The sequence below is a fragment of the Microcella sp. genome (assembly GCF_046293215.1).
Taxonomy (GTDB): domain Bacteria; phylum Actinomycetota; class Actinomycetes; order Actinomycetales; family Microbacteriaceae; genus Microcella.
In genome coordinates this window covers 182,145-202,198 of sequence record NZ_JBKBPI010000002.1, presented here as the reverse complement: position 1 = coordinate 202,198, position 20,054 = coordinate 182,145, and the positions used below count along the sequence as shown (strand labels likewise).

Genomic DNA, 20,054 nt, shown 5'->3' with positions numbered 1-20,054 from the left:
GCTCTAGAGCGCGGCGCCCAGGATGCCGGCGAGCGTGAGACCCGCGAGCGCCAGCAGGGTGGCGACGTGCCAGTCGCGCGTCACGGGGCGCGTGTCGGCATCCAGCAGGTTGTCGTCGCGCAAGAGTTCCCAGTGGCGACGAATGTAGTCGGCGGCCTGGCCGCTCTCGCTCGCGAGGCTGTCGCCGGGGCGAATCGCCCCGGCGACCTTCGCCGATTCGCTGACCTTGGTGTCGTCAGGTCCGAGACGGAACACCGTGTAGCGACCCGACGCCGGGGCGGCCCACGCCTCGATGCGGGCGCGCTCGGTGAAGAGCGTCAGGGCGAACTTCGTGTCGATGCGCTGAATGGCGCCCCACGGCACGTGCCAGGTCGCGAGCGGGTTCTGCACCGTCACCTCGTCCTCGGTCACCAGAACGCTGGGCGACCAGTACATGGCAATGACGGCCGCGGCGCCGAGAACGTACCACCAGCCGTAGCGCGCGAGACCCTCCAGGTCTCCGGCAAACAGGTAGCCCGACAGGGCACTGGCCGCGATGAGCGCGACCACCACACTCAAGACTCGACCGAACACGGGGCGAAAACGCACAGGCTGCAACCGCATGCCACCAGCTTTTCAGATGACAGCCCCACCACCCTCCCCACAAAGGACGCATCGTGAGCACCACCACTTCCACCCCGACGGCCGTCGAGACGGTTCTCGACGTGCAGGGCCTTGGCGTCGACTTCTGGGTCGACGGCGAGTACTACCCGGCAGCCATCGACCTGAACTACCGCGTCAAGCGCGGTGAAGTTCTCGCCATCGTTGGCGAGTCTGGCTCCGGAAAGAGCTCGAGCTCGATGGCGCTGCTCGGCCTGCTGCCGCCCACCGCCCGCGTCACCGGCTCGATCGAGCTGCTGGGTCGCCAGATCGCCGGCCTCGACCAGCGCGAGCTGCGTCGGGTGCGCGGAAACCAGATTGCCGTGATCTTCCAGGAGCCGATGACGGCCCTGAACCCCGTGTACACCGTCGGCTTCCAGCTGGTCGAAACGCTCCGCACGCACTTCAGCATGACGCCTGCCGAGGCCAAAGAGCGTGCGATCGAGCTGCTGACAAAGGTCGAGATGCCCGAGCCGGCGATCGCCTTCAACAAGTACCCGCACCAGCTCTCGGGGGGTCAGCGCCAGCGTGCCATGATCGCCCAGGCGATCTCGTGCGACCCGGTGCTGCTCATCGCGGACGAGCCGACCACCGCACTCGACGTGACCGTGCAGGCTGAAATCCTTGAGCTGTTGCGCAGTCTGCGGACTCGCCTCGACTCGGCGATCCTTCTGATCACGCACGACATGGGCGTCGTCGCCGACCTCGCCGACTCGATGATGGTCATGAAAGATGGGCGCGTCGTCGAGCAGGGCACCGCGCTCGACATCTTCACCAAGCCGCAACACCCGTACACCCAGTCGCTGCTGAGCTCAGTGCCGCACCTCGGCCAGCACTCCACTGACGAGGGCTCCGCGGTCGCCGAGCGCACCGGGCAAGACCCGATCCTCTCCTTCAAGGATGTGGCGATTGAGTACCCGAAGCGTGGCCGCGTCCCCGCCTTCCGCGCCGCCGATGGCATCAACCTCGACGTCTACCCCGGCGAGATCGTCGGACTCGTCGGCGAGTCCGGTTCGGGCAAGACCACGCTCGGACGGGCCGCGGTGGGCCTCCTTCCCATCAAGGAGGGCACCCTCATCTCGGCGGGCATCGACATCTCGAAGGCGAACGCCAAAGATCTCCGCCCGCTGCGCCGCAAGGCCGGCATCGTCTTCCAGGACCCGGGCTCAAGCCTGAACCCGCGCATGCCGATCGGTGAGTCGATCGGTGAGCCCCTGTTCCTCGCGGGCGAGGCGAAGGGTGAGGCGCTGTCGAAGCGCGTCGAAGAGTTGCTGACGTCGGTCGAACTGCCGAAGAGCTACCGCAACCGCTATCCCCACGAGCTATCGGGCGGTCAACGTCAGCGTGTCGGCATCGCACGCGCCCTCGCACTCGCCCCCGACCTGCTCATCGCCGACGAGCCAACGAGCGCGCTCGACGTCTCGGTGCAGGCCCGATTCCTTGACCTGCTGCAAGATCTGCAGCAGAAGCTGCAGTTCGCCTGCCTGTTCATCAGCCACGACCTCGCGGTCGTTGACATGCTCGCGCACCGCATCGCGGTCATGCACCGGGGTAAGCTGGTCGAGCAGGGCCCGCGCGACCAGATTCTGCGCAACCCGCAAGACCCATACACTCAGCGCCTCATCGCCGCCGTGCCGCTTCCCGACCCGGTAGCGCAGCGCGAGCGTCGTGAGAGCCGCCAAGCCCCCAAGGACTAACTTTTATGGCGCTCGCCACCCGCTCCGACCTGCGTAACGTGGCGATTGTTGCCCACGTCGACCACGGCAAGACCACTCTGGTCGACGCCATGCTTCGCCAAACCGATTCGTTCGCCGCGCACGCGCACGTCGAAGACCGCGCGATGGACTCGAACGACCTCGAGCGCGAAAAGGGCATTACGATCCTCGCCAAGAACACGGCCGTGACCTACACCGGCAAGCACTCGGGCGGGCAGGAAATCACGATCAACGTGATCGACACGCCCGGCCACGCCGACTTCGGTGGCGAGGTCGAGCGCGGCCTGAGCATGGTCGACGGCGTCGTCTTGCTCGTCGATGCCAGTGAGGGCCCACTGCCCCAGACGCGCTTTGTGTTGCGCAAGGCTCTCGCGGCGAAGCTTCCGGTCATCCTGCTGGTCAACAAGACCGACCGGCCGGATGCACGCATCGAGGCCGTCGAGGAAGAAACGCACGACTTGTTGCTGGGTCTCGCCGGTGACCTGCAGGACGAGGTGCCCGACCTCGACGTCGACGCCATTCTCGATCTCCCGGTCATCTACGCGTCGGGCCGTGCCGGCGCGGCGAGCCGCACGCGTCCCGCCGACGGCCAGCTGCCCGACAACGATGACCTCGAGCCGCTGTTCGAGGCGATCCTTCAGCACATCCCCGCGCCGACGTACGACGACGAGCATCCCCTCCAGGCGCACGTGACCAACCTCGATGCCTCGCCGTTCCTCGGTCGTATCGCGCTGCTGCGCATCTTCAACGGCACGCTGAAGAAGGGCCAGCAGGTTGCGTGGGTGCGCCACGACGGCAGCCACCAGAACATGCGCATCACTGAGTTACTGAAGACGAAGGCGCTCGAGCGCTTCCCCGCTGAATCGGCAACCGCCGGCGACATCGTGGCCATCGCGGGCATTGAAGACATCACCATCGGTGAGACCATCGCCGACCCCGAAGACATTCGCTCACTTCCGGCCATCACGGTCGACGAGCCGGCCATCTCGATGACGATTGGCACGAACACGAGCCCGCTCGTCGGCAAGGTCAAGGGCCACAAGCTCACCGCGCGCATGGTGAAAGATCGCCTCGATCGCGAGCTGATCGGTAACGTCTCGATCCGCGTTGTCGACATCGGCCGCCCCGACGCGTGGGAGGTGCAGGGCCGCGGTGAGCTTGCTCTCGCGATCCTCGTCGAGAACATGCGCCGCGAGGGCTTCGAACTCACCGTCGGTAAGCCCCAGGTGGTCACGAAGACCATTGACGGCGCTCTGCACGAACCGTTTGAGGCGCTGACGATCGACGCGCCCGAAGAGTATCTCGGAGCCATCACCCAGCTGCTCGCCGCCCGCCGGGGCCGCATGGAGGGCATGACGAACCACGGAACCGGGTGGGTGCGCATGGAGTTCCTCGTGCCGAGCCGCGGTCTGATCGGCTTCCGCACCGAGTTCCTCACCACGACTCGCGGAACGGGCATCGCCAACGCGATCGCTCACGGGTACGAGCCGTGGGCGGGTTCGATCACGACCCGCATCAACGGTTCGATCGTGGCCGACCGGGCGGGGGTTGCGACGACCAACGCGATGATGGCGCTGCAGGAGCGCATGACGTTCTTCGTCAAGCCCACGGAAGAGGTCTACGAAGGCATGGTCGTGGGCGAGAACTCGCGCGGTGAAGACATGGACGTCAACATCACGAAGGAGAAGAAGCTCAACAACATCCGCTCGTCGACGGCGGAAGAGCTTGAGCGTCTCACACCGCCGCGCCAGCTGACTCTCGAGGAATGTCTAGAGTTCGCGCGCGAGGATGAGTGCGTTGAGGTGACCCCCGAGGTGGTGCGCATCCGCAAGGTGGTTCTCGACCAGACGGAACGCGCTCGGGCGACCAGCCGCCTCAAGCGCCAGAACGCCTGATTCCTCGCCCCATTTGCCCGAAGGAGCACACACGATGACACAGCGTCGTCGTCCCGTCGTTGTCGCCGCGCTGGCGACGACGATCGCGCTCAGCGCGAGCGCCTGCAGCACCGGAACGCCCATCGACAACATCGTCGAGGGTCTCGTCAACCAGGGTGTCGAGCAGATCACAACAGGACTCGACGAGCAGATCCAGGGCCTCGTCGGAGACGTGCTGGGTGGTGTTGAGGTGACCACCGACGGCTCGCTCCCCTCGAGCTTCCCCGCGGAGATCCCGCTTGTTGGCGAGGTGCTCGGTGGCGGCGCGGGGCCCGACGGTTCCGGCTGGGTTGTGCGCACGCGCCTCCAGGATGCTGGCGCCTTCAGCGAGGCGCGTGGCGCCCTGGAGGGCGCCGGATTCACGTCCAGCGGAGTGTCGAGCGACGCGACGAGCGGGTACGGCGCGTTCACGTCGAGCGCCTATCGAGTCGACGTGTCCGTATCGACCGATGGGCAAGGGCAGGTCACCGCGACGTACGTGGTGACCCCTCGCTCGTCACGATGATTCCATGCGTGTGCATCGAGCATCCGGGAGCGAGCGGTAGGCTCTCGCCGTGAAGATCGCGCGTTTCGCTACGGCCGAGGTGGCCGACCCCCGGTACGGAATCGTTGACGACGACGAGTTGGTCGTTCTGACCGGCGACCCGATGTTCCACGGGTATGACACGACGGGTGAGCGTGTTCCGCTGAAGGACGCGCGCATCCTCGCTCCGGTGATCCCGCGATCGAAGGTGATCTGTGTCGGCATGAACTATGCCGCCCACGCCAAAGAGATGGGCCACGACGGCCTCAAGAACCCCCTTATCTTCTTGAAGCCGAACACGGCGGTGGTGGGCCCCGGCGACCCGATCATCCTGCCGCCCGTCGAGGGTCGCATCGTGCACGAGGGTGAACTCGCGATCGTCATCGGTTCGGTCGCCAAGCGTGTGAAGCGTGACGACTGGCAGAGCGTCGTGTTTGGGTACACCATCGCCAACGACGTGTCCGCTCGTGACGTGATGTTTGCTGATGGCCAGTGGGCGCGGGCGAAGGGCTACGACACGTTTTGCCCGCTTGGCCCGTTCATCGAAACCGATATCGACCCGACGAACCTCGAGATCGAGACGTTTGTCGACGGCGAGTTGCGCCGCAAAGGAAACACCGCAGACCTCGTCTTCGGAATCCCCGAGCTCATCGAGTTCATCTCCGACGTGTGGACCCTGCTACCCGGCGACGTGATTCTCACGGGCACGCCCGACGGACTGGGCGGATTCGTCGACGGCCAGACGGTCGAGATCCAGATCGACGGGCTCGGCACGCTGTCGAACCCGGCGAAGAACCGCGACGACCGCGTCGACGCCTAGTCGGGCAGATACCCCACCGGGTATAAAAATCGGCGTAGACTGCGGCGCATGACCGCGCACGCCGCCGCCGACTCCGTGCTGACGGCTGCCGGCATCGCGCTCCTCCAACGCCGTGTGCGCGGCACCCTCATGGCCGGGCAGGTGCTTGCCGGGCTCGGCATGGGGTCGACGCTCTCACTCGGGGCGCTGCTGGCTGCCGAAGTGTCGGGTACGCCGGCGCTCAGCGGTATGGCCGCCACGATGGCGACCCTCGGCGCCGCGCTCGCCGCCGTTCCGCTCGCCCGCCTCGCGGCCCGGGCGGGACGCGCTCCGGCGCTCGCAACGGGTGCAGCGGTCGCGGCCACCGGCGGGATGCTCGCCATCGTCTCCGCGGGGATCGGCGCGTTTTGGCTGTTGCTGGTCGCGCTCGCCGCCATCGGTGTCGGCACCGCCGTCAACCTGCAGTCGCGGTTCGCCGCGGCTGACCTGGCAGCCGACGCCACCCGCGGGCGCGACCTGTCACTCGTCGTGTGGGCCACGACGATCGGCGCGGTGAGCGGGCCGAATCTCATCGGGCCGGGGGAGACCCTCGGTTCCTGGCTGGGGCTTCCCGCGCTGTCTGGAGCGTTCGTGTTCACCGCCGTCGCGCAGCTGAGCGCGGCGGTGCTCTACGTGCTGCTCTTGCGGCCCGACCCCCTGCGGGTCGCCGCGCGCTGGGAGGTGCAGCGCGCCGATGAAGCGGCGCGCGCATCCGGATCGACCGCGTCGCCGACGATCGCGACCGGCGACGCGGGAGGGGTGCGTCTCGCCTTCGTGGCGATCGCGCTGAGCCACGCGACGATGGTGGCCGTCATGGCGATGACGCCCGTACACCTCGTCGACCATGGCGCGAGCCTCGTCATCGTCGGTTTCACGATCAGCCTGCACATCGCCGGCATGTATGCGCTCGCGCCCGTGTTCGGCATTCTGAGCGACCGAATCGGCCGGTGGGCGACGATCCTCATCGGGCAGGTGCTGCTGGTCGCGAGCCTGCTCTCGACGGCCCTCGGCAGTGAGAGTGAGGCGTGGGTCGTCGTTGGCCTGATTCTGCTCGGTCTCGGCTGGAGCGCCGCGACCGTCGCCGGTTCCGCGCTGCTCACCGAGTCGGCGCCACCCGCCCGCCGCACGATCTTGCAGGGCCGTAGCGACCTCGTCATGAGCGCGAGCGGGGCGGCCGCCGGAGCCGCATCCGGTCTCGTGCTGACCGCCATCGGCTACTCAGGACTCTCGTTCGCGGTGCTCGGCCTCGTGGCGGTCGTGGCGGTGCTGCTCATGCTCACCCCGCGCGCCGGGGCGCGGCCGCCCGCCGGTACGCTTGACTCCCGATGACCACCCCCGCCTTCACCACCGCTTCCGGCGCCGACGTGCGCGTCCGCTTCTGCCCCTCGCCGACCGGCACGCCCCACGTCGGGCTGATCCGCACCGCGCTGTTCAACTGGGCGTACGCCCGCCACACGGGCGGCACGTTCGTCTTCCGCATCGAAGACACCGACGCGGCGCGCGACAGCGAAGAGAGCTACCACCAGGTGCTCGACGCGCTGCGCTGGCTCGGCCTCGACTGGGACGAGGGCGTTGAGACCGGTGGGCCGCACGGCCCGTACCGTCAGTCGCAGCGCGGCGACATCTATCGCGGCATCATCGACCAGCTGCTCGAGGCGGGGCACCTCTACGAGAGCTTCCTGACGGGCGAAGAGATCGAGCAGAAGAACATCGAGCTCGGCCGCGACCCCAAGCAGGGCTACGACAACTGGGAGCGCGAGCTCACGGACGAGCAGAAGGCCGCCTACCGCGCCGAGGGGCGTGAGCCCGCCCTGCGCCTGCGCGTTCCCGACTCCGACCTGAGCTTCGAGGACCTGGTGCGCGGCGAGATCACCTTCCCCGCCGGCAGCTTCGTCGACTTCGTGGTCGTGCGCCCGAACGGCGCCCCGCTCTACACCTTCGTGAACCCCGTCGACGACGCGCTCATGGGCATCACGCACGTGCTGCGCGGCGAAGACCTCCTGTCGTCGACCCCGCGCCAGATCGCGCTGTACCACGCGCTCATCGACATCGGGGTCGCCACCGCGATCCCGCGCTTCGGCCACCTGCCCTATGTCACGGGCGAGGGCAACAAGAAGCTGTCGAAGCGCGACCCCGAGTCGAACCTGTTCCACCACCGCGACCGCGGCTTCATCCGCGAGGGCCTGCTCAACTACCTGTCGCTGCTCGGCTGGTCGCTCACCCACGACCGCGACGTCTTCACGATGGACGAGATGGTCGCGGCCTTTGACGTTGCGAACGTGAATCCCAACCCCGCCCGCTTCGACGTGAAGAAGGCGGAGGCGATCAACGGCGACCACGTGCGGAAGCTGGAGATCGACGACTTCGTCGAGCGCAGCATCCCGTATTGCAGCGGAGCCGGCCTGTTCAACGACGTGCCGCGGCCGAGCGAGCGCGCGCTGCTGACCCGCATCGCACCGCTCGTGCAGGAGCGCGTGACGCTGCTCGGTGAGGTGCCAGGGCTCGTCGCCTTCCTCTTCACCGACGACGCCGACCTCGAGATCGAAGCGGATGCTCGTGCCTCGCTCGGTGCGGATGCTGCGGCCGTTCTCGACGCCGGAATCACCGCGCTCGAGTCGCTCGACGACTTCACCCCCGAGCCGATCGAGGCCGCGCTGCGCGCCGCCCTCATCGACGGGCTCGGGCTCAAGCCGCGCCTCGCCTTCGGGCCGCTGCGCGTCGCCGTGTCGGGACGCCGGGTGAGCCCTCCGTTGTTCGAGTCCATGGAGCTGCTCGGCAAAGAGTCGACACTCACTCGACTGCGGGCGCTGCGGGCCTCGCTGTAGGTTCCTGCCTTAGCGAGGGGCGGGCATCCGGCGCACGTCTCCCGTGCGTTCCGCGATGGCGACCTGTGCTGGCGGCCGCAGCAGCACCCACGCCGCCGCCATGACGGCCACAGACGCGGCGAAGAGTATCCAGCCGAGGGGGGACGCATCGTCGTTGATGCCGGCGTACATCGTGTTGAGGTTTCGCGTGGCGCCCGTGCCGAGCACGAGTCCGGTGTGCACGATCGTGAAGGCGATGTAGAACCACAGCACGAAGCGGTGAGCCTGGCGGGCCCAGGTGTCTGACAGCGGGCCGTGGGCGCGCATCCATTTTTCCGGCCAGACGGGCGACAGTCGCAGCCCGGTCGCGAGCGCGAGTGGGGCCGCAAGGAGCACTGTCGCGGCGTAGGCGAGCTGCTGCAGCGCGTTGTACGCCACCCAGCTGTCGTAGCGCGGTGGCTCAAGCGACGCGTACTGGAGCGCACCGGACAGTGCGTTCGGCACGACAGCCCAGTCGGTGGGAATCAGACGCATCCAGTGCCCACTGACCGCGAGCATGACGACGTAGACGAGACCGACCGCGAGCCAGCCGACGACAACGACCAGGTGCCACCAGGTGTGGATGCTCAGCCGCGTCGGGCGCACCGCGTCACCCTCGCGCACGCGGCGCGTCCAGAACGCGATCGGTCGCGTCTTCGAGCGAATGTGCAGGCCCGAGCTCACGATGAACAGCAGGAAGAAGCCGTTCAGGAAGTGGGTCCAGCTGAGCCAGCCGGGGTAGCCCTCGGGAGTGCCGGGCGGGGGAGCGTAGGTGCCGGGGTAGGTCGCGATGAAGTGCGCGACAGTAGGGTCGAGTCGCAGCCAGCGGGCGAAGGCGACGATCGCGATGCCGGTGATGAGCGCCGTCGGAATGAGCCAGACCAGCGTGCGACGTCGCGGACGGGCGGGGGCGGTGCTCACGGTTCCACCGTACTGCCGCAAGGTGGGGAGGCGTGGCGCTGGTTCTGAGCCGTGTCTGGCAGAGTTGAGCGAGTGTCCGACCTGAAACCGCATCGCCGCTGGCCGTGGCTCGCCTGGGTGCCCGCTGTCGTGCTGTCGTTCGCAATTCTCGGGGCGATCGTGATGGCGCTGGTCTACGTGCCGCCGTTTGCTGAGGGGCCGCCCCCGCCTGAGCCCGGTCAGGTTGATGACCGCAATTACTCCCTGTTCACTGAGGAGGGGCTCGAGTTCATTGAGCGCGAGCGTGCCCCGCGCATCAACCTCGCCGACCCACCGGTCAGGGCTGCAGCCCTCGGCTTGCCCGATGATGGTTCGCTCACGATCGGCCCGCACCCGCAGAATCTCTTTTACCGGCTCGCCCTGCTCGTGCCCGGCGAGGAGGCGCAGGGCGTTCGTTTCAGCACCGATCGGTTCACACTCGTGACCGAGGGGGGAGCCCTGAGTCGAATTGAGGTGCAGCCTGCCTCGTTTGACCCGTGGATCGGGTTGTATCGCGATGTGCAGGGTTTCGTCGAGGAGCGCGGTTCACGATACGGCTACGCCGCGCCCACCCAGCAAGACCTACTCGACCTTGTTCTCGAGGCGCAGGAGACAGGAACCGACGTCGTCATCGTGACCGAGCCGGGTACGGCGCTCGGCGTGCCGATCAGCGCCGAGATCGGCTGCGGAGGCACGGGCACGTGTTACGCGACGTTCATCGTGACGCCAGCGGTAGGGTAAACTCGCTACTCGGTTCGCCTCCGGGCGAGCCCTCTGGCCCCGTCTCTGGCGTGGCTGGTGGGGTATGGTGTAATTGGCAACACGGCTGATTCTGGTTCAGTTGTTCTTGGTTCGAGTCCAGGTACCCCAGCTTCTCAAAACCCCCGCGCTGACCGGGGGTTTTGTCTTGTGCGGCCCCGCTCCGCGTACGCTCGAGGCATGCGCCTCGGAGTGATCGACGTCGGATCCAACACCGTTCACCTGCTCGTCGTCGACGCCCACCCTGGCGCGAGCCCGGTGCCGCACCACTCGGAGCGCTCGGTGCTACGGCTCATGCGCTTCATCGACGACGACGGCGCGATCACCGACGAGGGCCAAAGGATGCTCGTCGAGGCAATCGGGGGAGCGGCACGCACGGTCGCCGAGATCGGCGTCGACGACGTCATGGCGACCGCGACCTCCGCGATCCGCGAGGCCGCGAACGGCGAGGAGGTGCTCGCCCGAATCACGCGGGAGACGGGCGTTGAGTTGCGCGTGCTCACCGGCGACGACGAGGCCCGCATCACGATGCTCGCCGTGCGCCGCTGGTTCGGCTGGTCGGCCGGCGAGATCTTGCTGTTTGACATCGGCGGCGGCTCGTTCGAGATCGCGCAGGGAGCCGACGAGTATCCCGACGCGCAGGTGTCGCTGCCGCTCGGCGCGGGCCGCGCCACCATCAACTTTCTGCGCGACGACCCGCCGCCACGTGAGGCGGTGTCGCGCCTGCGGGCGCACGCCCGGGCCGCCTTCACGGAGGCGCGCGACACGATCTTCGCCGACCGGCCGGCACCCACCCGCGTGGTGGGAACATCCAAGACCATTCGCTCCATCGGGCGACTGGTAGGCGGTCCGGCGGACCCGGTGACGGGGGCGCCCGCCCCGATTCACTACGCGGGCCTCAAGGAGTGGGAGCCGACGATGCGCGAGATGCCGTCGGATGTGCGCCAGTACCTGCCCGGCATCACCCCCGAACGCAGCTACCAGATCCTCGCCGGTGCGATTCTGTTGCGCACCGCGATGAAGGTGTTCGATGTATCGACGCTGACGGTGTCGCCCTGGGCGCTGCGCGAGGGGCTCGTGCTGCGCTACATCGACGGCCTCGACGGCACCTCGGGCGGTGCCGCGTGAGCTCACACCTGCCCGAGCCCGACCGCGCCGCGGCTGAGGTGATGTGGCGGACATACGTCGAAGCGCATCCCGATGAGACGGCTGCGACCGACGAGTGGACGCTCGAGTACTTCGGTGACTCGCCCGCGATGGCGAACGAACTGCTCGGTCTCGTGCTGGAGGGCACCAAGCGGGCGACCGCCGCGCTCCTGGTGGAGTTCGCCGTCTGGGGAGAGCAGCCGCCCCGCATCGGTTCGCACTGGATCGCCTGTGACGGCACGGGCGCCCCACGAGTCGTGGTGCGCTCACGGGAGCTTCGGCTGGCGACCTTCGACGAGGTGGATGAACGGTTCGCCTTCGACGAGGGAGAGGACGACCGCACGCTGGCCTCCTGGCGCGACGCCCATCGCCGGTACTGGGAGCGCACGGCGGCCGCGCGCGGCGACACCTGGTCACCCGATCAGCAGATCGTCCTCGAGCGCTTCGCCGTGGTGTGGCCACCGGAGTACCGCGATAGGTGACGCCGCCAGCCGCCGGCTGACTCCGCTATAGACAGTTGCACTATCGATAGTTACACTCTCCATTATGCGGATGGGTGAGTTGAGTGACGCGACGGGCGTGGCCGTGCCGACCCTCAAGTACTACCTGCGCGAGGGTCTCCTGCATGCGGGCGAGCGGACGAGCCCCAACCAGGCGCGATACGACCGCAGCCACGTCGATCGCGTGCGCCTCGTGCGCGCCCTCATCGAGGTCGGCGGGTTGCCGATTGCTCGCGCCGCAGAGGTCGTTGCGGCGATGCAGCGCGATGGGCTCGGCCTGAGCTCGGTCTTCGGCATCGCTCAGCGCGCGGTGAGCGAGCGCGCACTTCCCGACGAGGTGCGCGACGGCGACCCCGTTGACCCGTTCGGCCCCGTCCCGGCCCGAACCGAAGGAGAGCGGCTGGTCGCCGAGCTGTGCGCTACGCGCGGCTGGAACGTACACGCCGCCAACCCCGGGCTCGCGATGGCGGCGCGCGTACTCGACACTTACGCGAATCTCGGCCAGCGGCGCTTGCACGGTGTGCTCGCTGACTATGCCGACGCGGCCGACCGCATCGCCTCCGCCGACCTCGCCGCCGTCGAGCGTGCGGGCGAGGAGACCCACGGAGACACCACCACCATGACCGACGTCGTCATCGTCGGCACCGTCCTGGGCGACGCCCTGATCGCCGGGCTCCGGCGCATCGCCCAGGAGGCGGAGTCGTTCCGCCGCTTCCCCGCCCCCGAGACCTCGGCTGCACAACACGCGGCCACCCGCGAACAGGACCCGCCATGCTGACCGAGCCCCGAGCATCCACCGACCGCGTCGAGAGCACGCCAGCCTGGCGACTCGACCTGCCCCGCCACGAGTGGCACCGACCACTCGCCGTGCTCGCCGTCGCGCTCACCGCACTCAGCGTCGTCGCGCTCGTCGGCTACCTCGTCGACCCGCGCGAACTCCTCGGACGGCCGCTGTGGGAGAAGCCGCTCAAGTTCGCGATCTCGGGTGCGCTGTACGCCCTCACCTGGGCGTGGATCATCGGCCACTTCACCCGCTGGCGCCGCGTCGCGTGGTGGGCCGGCACCGTCATCACGGTGACCCTCGCGATCGAGCTCGTCATCATCGTCGGCTTCGCCGCCGCGGGGATGCGCAGCCACTTCATGGTCGACACCCCACTCGCGACGACGGCGTGGTCGATCATGGCCGCAGCCATCACGACGCTGTGGGTCGCCACCTTCGTCGCGGGAATCGCGCTCTGGCGCAACCCCGGCGGCGACCCCGCGCGACGCGCCGCCATCCGCGCCGCCGTCGTGATTTCGCTCATCGGCATGGGGCTCGGCTTCCTCATGACCGGGCCGACCGCCGAGCAGCTGAGCGACTTCCAGGGCGTCGCGGGCGCCCACACCGTTGGCGTCGCCGACGGCGGACCGGGTCTGCCGCTGCTCGGGTGGAGCACCGAGGCGGGCGACCTGCGCATTCCGCATTTCGTCGGCATGCACGCCCTGCAGGCGATCCTGCTGCTCGCCTTGGCGCTCGAACTCGCCGCTCGCCGCGTACCGGTGCTGCGCGACGCGGAGACGCGCCGCCGCCTGGTCATCGTCGGCAGCGCGGCCCTCCTCGCCGTCGTCGCGATCGTCACGCAGCAGGCGCTGCGCGGCCAGTCGATCGTCAGCCCGGATGCCCTCACCCTGTCGCTGGGGATCGCCACCGCCGGCCTCGCGGTCGCCGCGGCGATCGCGGTGCTCACCGCGGCGGCGCGCTCCCTTGCTACTCGGACGGCAGGCCTCGACGGCGAAGCGCCGCACGCAGGTGCTCGCGACCCGAAAGGTTCGCGAAGTCGCGTAGCCGCCGAAGCACCGTCTGACGCCAGCTGACGCGGCGACCCTGGGTCGCGTTGTAGGCGTCGAGCGTGCGCTCCTGGACGTCGAGGTGCTCGGCCACCCGGCTGCCGTCATAGCGCTCGTGGTGCAGCACCGCCGCCTGCGGCAGGCGCGGCTTGACGTCCGCCCGATCGGCGGGGTCGGGGTGCCCCAGCGCGAGCCCGAACACCGCGAAGGTGCGAGGCGGCAGCTCGAGCAGCTCGGCGACCTCGTCCGGCCGATTCCGCATCGCGCCGATGTACACGCCGCCGAGACCGAGCGATTCGGCGGCGATCAGCGCGTTCTGGGCGGCGAGGGCAGCATCCACCACCCCGACGATCGTGCTCTCGACGAGCTCGGCCGCCGCGAGCGGCGCGCCCTCGTCGTCGGCGATGCGCTGCGCGCGCGAGAAGTCGGCAAGCCAGACGAGCACGACCGGCGCTGCCTCGATGAAGGCCTGATCGGCTGCCAGTGCCCGCAGCTGCCGCTTGCGGGCCGGGTCGCGCACGGCGACAACGCTCCACGACTGCAGGTTCGACGACGTCGAGGCCGATTGGGCCGCGGCGATCAGCATCGACAGCGTGTCGTCGTCGACGTCACCCGCGGCAAATCGGCGCACCGATCGGTGGGCAAGCATCGTCGCGATCGTGTCGTTCCACGGGCCGCGCCAGCGGGCATCCTGCTCGCCGTAGCGCGCGCGCAGCGCCGCGTCCGTCAGCTGTTCGCTGTCATCGACTGCCATGGAGCCAGTCTGCCGCGGCGACCTGTCAGCGCCGTCGGCGCCCTCTCAGCCGACCCTGCAGGTAGGCGCTCGCGAGGCCGCCTGCGACCGCCAGCACGACGCCAGCGGCGGCGACCGGGTGGAGAAGAATCACGGTGGGCGTGAGAACGATCTCTTGACCGGCGGGCGCCCATCCGAACCAGCCGAACGAGATCGGCTGGGCGGCGCCGATGATGGCGATCACGACGCCGATGGTCGTGACCGCCCAGGCGATGCGGCGCACCGCGCGCTCGCGAGGCGACTCGACGTCGGCGCCGTTGTCGCTCACGCCGCACCCCCGTCGAGGTCGATCGTGTCGCCGGGCTCGAGCGCGGTGAATACCCCGCCGTGCAGCTCCGTCACGTGGCGGATGCGCGCGTTCGCCATCGCCTGCCCCGCCTCCGAGTTGACGCGCTCGTGGGTGGGGAACGAGCGCCGCGGTCGCACCGAGTCGAGGTAATCCATGACCTCGCCGATCTTCAGCCACGGAGCGCTTGACGGTACCGCCAGCGTGTCGACGGGGCGGTCAGGCACCGTGAACGAGTCGCCCGGATAGTACAGCGTCTCGTTCACCATCACGCCGACGTTGTCGACCAGCGGAATCGAGCGGTGAATCAGGGCGTGGCGCCCGCCGAAGAACGCGAGCTCGAAGGGGGCTGCATCGACGACGTCGCCTCCGTCGACGACGTGCCACGAGAATCCGGGATGCGCGTCGGCGACTCCCCGAGGTGCGAACAGCGGCGTCTCGGGTCGCCCCGCAAGTAGCCGCTCGAGGTGCTCGGGAGTCACGTGGTCGGCGTGCTCGTGCGTGATGACGATCGCCGCCAGGGCGTCGACCGCGAACGGGGCGGTAAACGACCCGGGGTCGATGACGAGCGACGCACCGGCGTGCTCGATGACGAGGCAGGCGTGCTCGCGTTTGGTCACCTTCATAGTCGCCACCCTAGGCCCCGGCCTGCGGACAGTTGGTGGACGTCCCTGAGAATAAGACAGCGAATTCTGTTCGCTTTTCGAATGCGACGCCACGCTGGCTTTTGAGTCGCGGTCGCTCGGGGCAAGAGACTTCCCGTACCCGTACCCGTACCCGTACCCGTACCCGTACCCGTACCCGTACCCGTACCCATCCCTACCCAAGGAATTAGGACTTACGCATGAAGATCCTCTCTACGTCGACGCTCGCTCCTGCGAGCGCTCTCGGTTTGGCCGTTGTCCTGGTCGCGGCTGGAAGCTCCCTCGCCAGTGGGCACGGAGTGTCAACGCCACTGACTCACTACGTCACCTTTGACAACTCTGGCACCCCGCCCCAGTCCTGGGAGTGGACCGTTGAGAACAACGGTTCCGATGGCTTTGGCCTTGACGAAGCAGAGTTCGACGGCGGCACCGGCGACGCGTTCGATGACTTCGGTGGATTCTTGGTGGACGGGGATCCGTACATTTCGATGCATCCCGAAGAAGATGCGGATGCGGCTCTGCTGAGCGAAGACGAAAACGGTGACATCCACCTCGAGGGGTATGTCGCACAGCTTTCCGGGCTCGACGTGTCGAGCACGTGGACCTTCTTCAGTGAAACGCCGATTGCGCGCAGCGTTGCAACCTTCACCAACCCGGGCGATGACGACGTTGAGGTCGTCGTTGACTACATCGGAAACCTCGGCTCAGACGGGCGCACCCAGATCGTTCCCGGTTCGCACGATGGACTCTTCGTTACGCATGACAACGATGCGGGTGACCCGGTGATCACCCACGCAGTGGCGGGGCCGGAATACCCCGCGGTTGTCGAATGGGAGGCCGGCCAAGACGACATCAGCGCTCGGTACCCGATCACCGTTCCCGCGGGCGCCACGGTGCACCTCCTGTGGTTCGTGGAGATTCGCGACTGGGAAAGCGCAAACGCTGACATCTCGTTCGAGGACGCCTTGGAGGTGGCCATTGCCGGCGCAGAGGAACGGTACCTTGCTCCGAGTGCCGCGCTGACGGCAGGCGACTTCGATCTCGATGCTGTTCTGAACTGGAGCGTGCAGGGCGACGGCGACGGCGACGGCGGCGACGGTGGAGGTGACGGCGGAGACGACGATGACGACGTCGACGACGTCGATGACACTCGCTCTGACATCGAGACGATCATCCGACCGGGCTACACCGGCTAAGCATCCTCTCTATTGATTACCTTCCACGCGAGGTGATCACGGGGGCGCCCCTGCCATGCAGGGTCGCCCCCGTCTCGTCTTCATCAAGGAGTAGTACGACAGATGCATCACCCTCCTGCCCGGACTCGCTTGTCAGCTCGAGTTGCCGTTCTCGTTGTGGCGGGTGGGGTCGCCGTCGCGCTGGGCGGCGCGGTTTTCGCGATCGCCATGGGTTCGCCACCGCCGGTCCGCGAGGTGGCGGCCTCTATGGAAAGCAAGAAGCCGGTGGCCTCCGCGGCGCCCTCATCAATCGAGCGACTGCGTTCGGTCCAGGCCCTTGAGGCCGAGCTATACGTGCATGACGCGCCGGACGGCCAACCGCGGTGGCTGCTCGGCAATCCAGGACCGTTTGACGGGGTACTGACGCTGGAAGCGACGGGGAACCGCGAGGGAGACTGGGTGGAGGTCGTTGTGCCCGTTCAGCCGAACGGCACAACCGGATGGGTCGAGCTGGGGGCAGTGCGCCCGATCTCGGTCAACAGTGTCATCAGAATCGACCTTTCTGACCGCTGGGCGCAGCTGTATGTCGACGACTCCCTTGTTGCAGAAGCCCCCGTTGCGGTGGGGGCCGCTGAGACCCCCACCCCTGCCCTCTCGGCAATGGTTGACCATGTGCAGCGCAATTCTGACCCTTCCGGGCTGTACGGTTCGTGGCTCTTTGGCACCAATCAGCACTCGGAGGTGCTCTCGGAGTTCGACGGGGGTCGGCCCGCCATCGCCTTGCATGGCACGAACGCTCCTGAGCTGATCGGTCAGGAGGTGTCCAACGGCTGCATTCGATTCACGAACGACGACATCGAGCTATTCGCTCCCCACATCGAGCTGGGCACACGCGTGGAGATGCGACCGTGATCCGCGTTCGGGCCATTGCTCTCGGTCTACCCCCAGGGGGTATAGAGTCTCGAGCATGATCGACGACATCAAGAAGCGGGCCCTGCACCGCGCGAAGATCCTTCAGGGGCAGATGCGTGGGCTCGAGAAGATGATCGATGCCGACGAGTACTGCGTCGACATCATCACCCAGTCGCTGGCTATTCAGAAGAGCCTGTCGAGCCTCAACAAGCTGCTCGTCGAAAACCACCTGCGCACGCATGTGACCGACATGTTCGATGCTGGGGGAGACGAGCGCGAGAAGGCCGTCGCCGAGCTGCTGGCCGTATACGAGCTGCAGAACAACCGGGGCAGCTGACACCATGGCTGCGCGCAAGCGCGTCGTCGTCGCGATCAACCCGAACGCCTCGTTCGGCCGCGGACGCGAGGTAGGTCCCGCGGTCGTCACTACCCTGCGTGCGCTCGGTCACGAGGTGACGAGTCTCACCGAACTCGACTTCCCGCAACTGCTCGAGGCGACCCGCCGAGAACTCGCCGACAAGCCTGACGCGCTCGTCGTCGTTGGCGGAGACGGCATGGTCGCGCTCGGCGTCATGGCGCTCGCCGGCAGCCGCATTCCGCTGGGAATCGTGCCGAGCGGCACCGGCAACGACGTCTGCCGTGGTCTCGGAATCCCCGTCGACGACACCGAAGCGGCCATCGAGTTGCTCGCCACCCACCTGCTGCTGCCGCCTCGCGTCATCGACGCGGGCACGATCGCGCACGCCGGCGGCGAGACACGCTTCGCATGCATCCTGTCCGCCGGATTCGACGCACTGGTCAACGAGCGCGCCAACCGCATGCGGTTTCCGCGCGGGCGCAGCCGCTACACGGTCGCGCTCCTCGTCGAACTCGCCAAGCTGCGCCCGATCGAGTACACGCTCGAGCTGGACGGCGAGAAGCGGGTCGAGAAGGCCCTCCTCGTGGCCGTGGCCAACAATCTGTCGTTCGGCGGCGGTATGAAGGTCGCCCCCGATGCGCGGCTTGACGATGGGCTCTTCGATGTGGTGCTCGTCAAGCCGCTGTCGCGCCTCGCCTTCCTGCGCATTTACCCGCGGGTGTTTGCGGGCACACACGTGGGCGACCCGCGCGTGATCGTCGAGCGTGCGTCGCGTGTCTCGATCGCCGCGCGAGGGGTCGTTGCCTACGCCGATGGCGAGCGCGTCGCGCCGCTTCCGATTACCGCGACGGTTGATGCTCGTTCTCTTCGCGTCCTCGCGCCAACGCCCTGAATCGGCGCGTTCGCGGGCCGGGATGCTCGTCTCGCCCACCAGCGCCCGCCCGGTTTGGTCGGCGCCCCGGCGCTGTGGCATACTCGACGGGTTGCAATGCGGCCCCATCGTATAGCGGCCTAGTACGCCGCCCTCTCACGGCGGTAACGCGGGTTCGAATCCCGCTGGGGTCACAACCGCAAAACCCCCGGCTGACGCCGGGGGTTTTGTCGTTTAGTCGGGCACGCCGACGAGGTTGCGCACCATGTCGGCGGTGTAGCCGCTGACGCCCAGGTCGAGCCAGGCTGTGGCGAACCAATAACCGCCGACCACGATGTGGGACTCGCCGTACGCGCCGCCGAAATCTTCGTCGGTGACGCTCCAGAAGTAGCGGGTGCTGCCGAGCTCGTCGACAGCCGAGTAGCCGAGGCCGATGAGGCGTTCAGTGACGAGCGCCTCCTCCTCCGCAATGAGCGGCACGACGTGCGTTTCGAGCCCGATTCCGCTGCCGCCGCCCTCCGTCGTCCAGATGCACTGTCGGCTATCCCACTCGACGGCCCACGTTTCGAGCAGGTCGTCGGCGAACCGCAGGCCCGCGTCCGGATCCGTCGCGGTCCATGCCGGGTTGAGGACGACGCCGTAGCTCTGCAACTCCGCGGTCATGGCGGCGCTGTAGAGGCTCGCGCAGTCAGCGGGCACAGCGGCGCGGCCGGGTTCTGGCGGCGTGGTCGGGTCGGCCGAGGCGGTGTTTGACGGCACGGGTCGGGGGCTCGTGTCGACCGGAGCGGTGGCGGTCGGATCCGGTGACGGCCCGGCGTCGGAGGGCGAGCTTGCCATTGACATTCCGAGCCAAACAGCGAGGGTGCCGAGGCCGAGTAACAGGGCGATGATGCCCGTGACGAGCCATGCTTTTCGCTCGGGGCTCATGACCGCTTCACCTTCTCTAGGGCCTTGCCTCGGGCCAACTCGTCAACCAGCTTGTCGAGGTAGCGCACCTGTTGATCGATCGGATCGGTGATCTCTTCGACGCGGATGCCGCAGATGACCCCCGTGATCGCCGAGGCGTTGGGGTTCAGCGTCGCGGCGTCGAAGAACTGCTCGAAACTGCTCTCGTGTGCGAGGTGATGGCGAAGTTGCTCGCGGTCGAACCCGGTCAGCCACTCGATCACGTCGTCGAGTTCGGCCTGCGTTCGGCCTTTGCGCTCAAGCTTCTGCACGTACAGCGGGTATACCCGGGCGAGGCTCATTTCCGACAGGCGGCTCATGGCCCCGATGGTAGTCTGGGCGGATGCTTCACGGTCGACTCCTCCTTCGTCGCCGCGGCGAGTCCTGATCATCCAGGCCACTCTCGT

Annotated in this window: 22 protein-coding genes and 2 tRNA genes; 17 read left to right on the top strand and 7 right to left on the bottom strand. The window is 67.8% G+C overall.

Features of this window, described 5'->3' with window-relative positions:
* Nucleotides 1-3: 3 nt before the first annotated feature.
* Entirely contained in the window at nt 4-603 is a 600-nt protein-coding gene (locus ACK4SC_RS02980; protein ID WP_409614663.1) for a PH domain-containing protein, read from the bottom strand.
* A gap of 53 nt (nt 604-656) precedes the next feature.
* Here ACK4SC_RS02980 and ACK4SC_RS02975 point away from each other — a divergent pair, with 53 nt between their 5' ends.
* Genes ACK4SC_RS02975 through gltX form a run of 6 tightly spaced genes read left to right on the top strand, consistent with a single transcriptional unit; the run spans nt 657 to nt 8,474 of the window.
* The gene (locus tag ACK4SC_RS02975) at nt 657-2,336 is read left to right on the top strand and encodes a dipeptide ABC transporter ATP-binding protein (protein WP_409614661.1); all 1,680 of its coding nucleotides are present in this window, start codon (nt 657-659) and stop codon (nt 2,334-2,336) included.
* Nucleotides 2,337-2,341: 5 nt separating this feature from the next.
* Complete coding sequence (gene typA, locus ACK4SC_RS02970) at nt 2,342-4,249, top strand: translational GTPase TypA (RefSeq protein WP_409614659.1); 1,908 nt, start codon at nt 2,342-2,344, stop codon at nt 4,247-4,249.
* Nucleotides 4,250-4,283: 34 nt separating this feature from the next.
* A complete protein-coding gene (locus tag ACK4SC_RS02965; RefSeq protein WP_409614657.1) occupies nt 4,284-4,793 on the top strand; it encodes a hypothetical protein in 510 nt (169 codons plus the stop codon).
* A 49-nt stretch (nt 4,794-4,842) separates the two neighbouring features.
* Nucleotides 4,843-5,631 (top strand): fumarylacetoacetate hydrolase family protein, encoded by a 789-nt coding sequence (locus ACK4SC_RS02960; RefSeq protein WP_409614655.1) that lies wholly within the window; start codon nt 4,843-4,845, stop codon nt 5,629-5,631.
* 48 nt (nt 5,632-5,679) lie between these two features.
* Entirely contained in the window at nt 5,680-6,978 is a 1,299-nt protein-coding gene (locus ACK4SC_RS02955) for an MFS transporter (RefSeq protein ID WP_409614653.1), read from the top strand.
* Nucleotides 6,975-8,474 carry a glutamate--tRNA ligase gene (gltX, locus tag ACK4SC_RS02950; RefSeq protein ID WP_409614651.1) on the top strand — a complete coding sequence of 500 codons (1,500 nt, stop codon included), beginning with the start codon at nt 6,975-6,977 and terminating at the stop codon, nt 8,472-8,474. The genes ACK4SC_RS02955 and gltX overlap by 4 nt, the downstream gene beginning before the upstream one ends.
* Nucleotides 8,475-8,483: 9 nt before the next feature.
* Here the strand turns inward: gltX and ACK4SC_RS02945 are convergent, their stop codons facing one another.
* Nucleotides 8,484-9,413: a hypothetical protein gene (locus ACK4SC_RS02945; protein ID WP_409614649.1), complete on the bottom strand. Its 930-nt coding sequence runs from the start codon at nt 9,411-9,413 to the stop codon at nt 8,484-8,486.
* 72 nt (nt 9,414-9,485) lie between these two features.
* Here ACK4SC_RS02945 and ACK4SC_RS02940 point away from each other — a divergent pair, with 72 nt between their 5' ends.
* The 6 genes from ACK4SC_RS02940 to ACK4SC_RS02915 all read left to right on the top strand — a co-directional run bounded on the left by ACK4SC_RS02940 (nt 9,486) and on the right by ACK4SC_RS02915 (nt 13,690).
* A complete protein-coding gene (locus ACK4SC_RS02940; protein WP_409614647.1) occupies nt 9,486-10,172 on the top strand; it encodes a hypothetical protein in 687 nt (228 codons plus the stop codon).
* A gap of 58 nt (nt 10,173-10,230) precedes the next feature.
* Nucleotides 10,231-10,302 (top strand) — tRNA-Gln (locus tag ACK4SC_RS02935).
* Between the two features lie 68 nt (nt 10,303-10,370).
* Nucleotides 10,371-11,318, top strand: a complete 948-nt coding sequence (locus ACK4SC_RS02930; protein ID WP_409614646.1) for a Ppx/GppA phosphatase family protein — start codon at nt 10,371-10,373, stop codon at nt 11,316-11,318.
* Entirely contained in the window at nt 11,315-11,818 is a 504-nt protein-coding gene (locus ACK4SC_RS02925; protein WP_409614644.1) for an ASCH domain-containing protein, read from the top strand. The genes ACK4SC_RS02930 and ACK4SC_RS02925 overlap by 4 nt, the downstream gene beginning before the upstream one ends.
* Nucleotides 11,819-11,888: 70 nt before the next feature.
* Nucleotides 11,889-12,614, top strand: a complete 726-nt coding sequence (locus ACK4SC_RS02920) for a MerR family transcriptional regulator (RefSeq protein WP_409614642.1) — start codon at nt 11,889-11,891, stop codon at nt 12,612-12,614.
* A complete protein-coding gene (locus ACK4SC_RS02915) occupies nt 12,608-13,690 on the top strand; it encodes a hypothetical protein (protein ID WP_409614640.1) in 1,083 nt (360 codons plus the stop codon). Before ACK4SC_RS02920 ends, ACK4SC_RS02915 begins: the two co-directional genes overlap by 7 nt.
* On the opposite strand, the gene ACK4SC_RS02910 is transcribed toward ACK4SC_RS02915, so the two are convergent.
* Genes ACK4SC_RS02910 through ACK4SC_RS02900 form a run of 3 tightly spaced genes read right to left on the bottom strand, consistent with a single transcriptional unit; the run spans nt 13,584 to nt 15,368 of the window.
* Nucleotides 13,584-14,417: an NADPH-dependent oxidoreductase gene (locus ACK4SC_RS02910; protein WP_409614638.1), complete on the bottom strand. Its 834-nt coding sequence runs from the start codon at nt 14,415-14,417 to the stop codon at nt 13,584-13,586. The genes ACK4SC_RS02915 and ACK4SC_RS02910 overlap by 107 nt on opposite strands.
* A gap of 25 nt (nt 14,418-14,442) precedes the next feature.
* Nucleotides 14,443-14,724, bottom strand: coding sequence for a hypothetical protein (locus tag ACK4SC_RS02905; RefSeq protein ID WP_409614637.1), 282 nt, complete (start codon nt 14,722-14,724; stop codon nt 14,443-14,445).
* Nucleotides 14,721-15,368, bottom strand: a complete 648-nt coding sequence (locus ACK4SC_RS02900; RefSeq protein WP_409614635.1) for an MBL fold metallo-hydrolase — start codon at nt 15,366-15,368, stop codon at nt 14,721-14,723. Before ACK4SC_RS02900 ends, ACK4SC_RS02905 begins: the two co-directional genes overlap by 4 nt.
* A 218-nt stretch (nt 15,369-15,586) precedes the next feature.
* Here ACK4SC_RS02900 and ACK4SC_RS02895 point away from each other — a divergent pair, with 218 nt between their 5' ends.
* The 5 genes from ACK4SC_RS02895 (at nt 15,587) to ACK4SC_RS02875 (ending at nt 18,896) form a co-directional block, all read left to right on the top strand.
* Nucleotides 15,587-16,582, top strand: coding sequence for a hypothetical protein (locus tag ACK4SC_RS02895; RefSeq protein ID WP_409614633.1), 996 nt, complete (start codon nt 15,587-15,589; stop codon nt 16,580-16,582).
* A gap of 246 nt (nt 16,583-16,828) precedes the next feature.
* A complete protein-coding gene (locus tag ACK4SC_RS02890; protein ID WP_409614631.1) occupies nt 16,829-17,473 on the top strand; it encodes a L,D-transpeptidase in 645 nt (214 codons plus the stop codon).
* 55 nt (nt 17,474-17,528) lie between these two features.
* On the top strand, nt 17,529-17,810 hold the full coding sequence (locus ACK4SC_RS02885) for a metal-sensitive transcriptional regulator (protein WP_130281523.1): 282 nt from the start codon (nt 17,529-17,531) through the stop codon (nt 17,808-17,810).
* 4 nt (nt 17,811-17,814) lie between these two features.
* On the top strand, nt 17,815-18,723 hold the full coding sequence (locus ACK4SC_RS02880; RefSeq protein WP_409614630.1) for a diacylglycerol/lipid kinase family protein: 909 nt from the start codon (nt 17,815-17,817) through the stop codon (nt 18,721-18,723).
* 100 nt (nt 18,724-18,823) lie between these two features.
* Nucleotides 18,824-18,896: transfer RNA gene (locus ACK4SC_RS02875), tRNA-Glu, on the top strand.
* Nucleotides 18,897-18,936: 40 nt separating this feature from the next.
* On the opposite strand, the gene ACK4SC_RS02870 is transcribed toward ACK4SC_RS02875, so the two are convergent.
* On the bottom strand, nt 18,937-19,629 hold the full coding sequence (locus ACK4SC_RS02870) for a hypothetical protein (RefSeq protein WP_409614628.1): 693 nt from the start codon (nt 19,627-19,629) through the stop codon (nt 18,937-18,939).
* Nucleotides 19,626-19,967, bottom strand: coding sequence for a DUF2200 domain-containing protein (locus tag ACK4SC_RS02865; protein ID WP_409614626.1), 342 nt, complete (start codon nt 19,965-19,967; stop codon nt 19,626-19,628). Before ACK4SC_RS02865 ends, ACK4SC_RS02870 begins: the two co-directional genes overlap by 4 nt.
* Nucleotides 19,968-20,054 lie beyond the last annotated feature (87 nt).

What these genes read in the sequence shown, in the direction of transcription:
- ACK4SC_RS02980 (WP_409614663.1), bottom strand. Translation starts at nt 603, where the DNA reads ATGCGGTTGCAGCCTGTGCGTTTTCGCCCCGTGTTCGGTCGAGTCTTG.
- typA (WP_409614659.1), top strand. Translation starts at nt 2,342, where the DNA reads ATGGCGCTCGCCACCCGCTCCGACCTGCGTAACGTGGCGATTGTTGCC.
- ACK4SC_RS02965 (WP_409614657.1), top strand. Translation starts at nt 4,284, where the DNA reads ATGACACAGCGTCGTCGTCCCGTCGTTGTCGCCGCGCTGGCGACGACG.
- ACK4SC_RS02955 (WP_409614653.1), top strand. Translation starts at nt 5,680, where the DNA reads ATGACCGCGCACGCCGCCGCCGACTCCGTGCTGACGGCTGCCGGCATC.
- gltX (WP_409614651.1), top strand. Translation starts at nt 6,975, where the DNA reads ATGACCACCCCCGCCTTCACCACCGCTTCCGGCGCCGACGTGCGCGTC.
- ACK4SC_RS02930 (WP_409614646.1), top strand. Translation starts at nt 10,371, where the DNA reads ATGCGCCTCGGAGTGATCGACGTCGGATCCAACACCGTTCACCTGCTC.
- ACK4SC_RS02920 (WP_409614642.1), top strand. Translation starts at nt 11,889, where the DNA reads ATGGGTGAGTTGAGTGACGCGACGGGCGTGGCCGTGCCGACCCTCAAG.
- ACK4SC_RS02915 (WP_409614640.1), top strand. Translation starts at nt 12,608, where the DNA reads ATGCTGACCGAGCCCCGAGCATCCACCGACCGCGTCGAGAGCACGCCA.
- ACK4SC_RS02910 (WP_409614638.1), bottom strand. Translation starts at nt 14,417, where the DNA reads ATGGCAGTCGATGACAGCGAACAGCTGACGGACGCGGCGCTGCGCGCG.
- ACK4SC_RS02900 (WP_409614635.1), bottom strand. Translation starts at nt 15,368, where the DNA reads ATGAAGGTGACCAAACGCGAGCACGCCTGCCTCGTCATCGAGCACGCC.
- ACK4SC_RS02895 (WP_409614633.1), top strand. Translation starts at nt 15,587, where the DNA reads ATGAAGATCCTCTCTACGTCGACGCTCGCTCCTGCGAGCGCTCTCGGT.
- ACK4SC_RS02890 (WP_409614631.1), top strand. Translation starts at nt 16,829, where the DNA reads ATGGAAAGCAAGAAGCCGGTGGCCTCCGCGGCGCCCTCATCAATCGAG.
- ACK4SC_RS02885 (WP_130281523.1), top strand. Translation starts at nt 17,529, where the DNA reads ATGATCGACGACATCAAGAAGCGGGCCCTGCACCGCGCGAAGATCCTT.
- ACK4SC_RS02880 (WP_409614630.1), top strand. Translation starts at nt 17,815, where the DNA reads ATGGCTGCGCGCAAGCGCGTCGTCGTCGCGATCAACCCGAACGCCTCG.
- ACK4SC_RS02870 (WP_409614628.1), bottom strand. Translation starts at nt 19,629, where the DNA reads ATGAGCCCCGAGCGAAAAGCATGGCTCGTCACGGGCATCATCGCCCTG.
- ACK4SC_RS02865 (WP_409614626.1), bottom strand. Translation starts at nt 19,967, where the DNA reads ATGAGCCGCCTGTCGGAAATGAGCCTCGCCCGGGTATACCCGCTGTAC.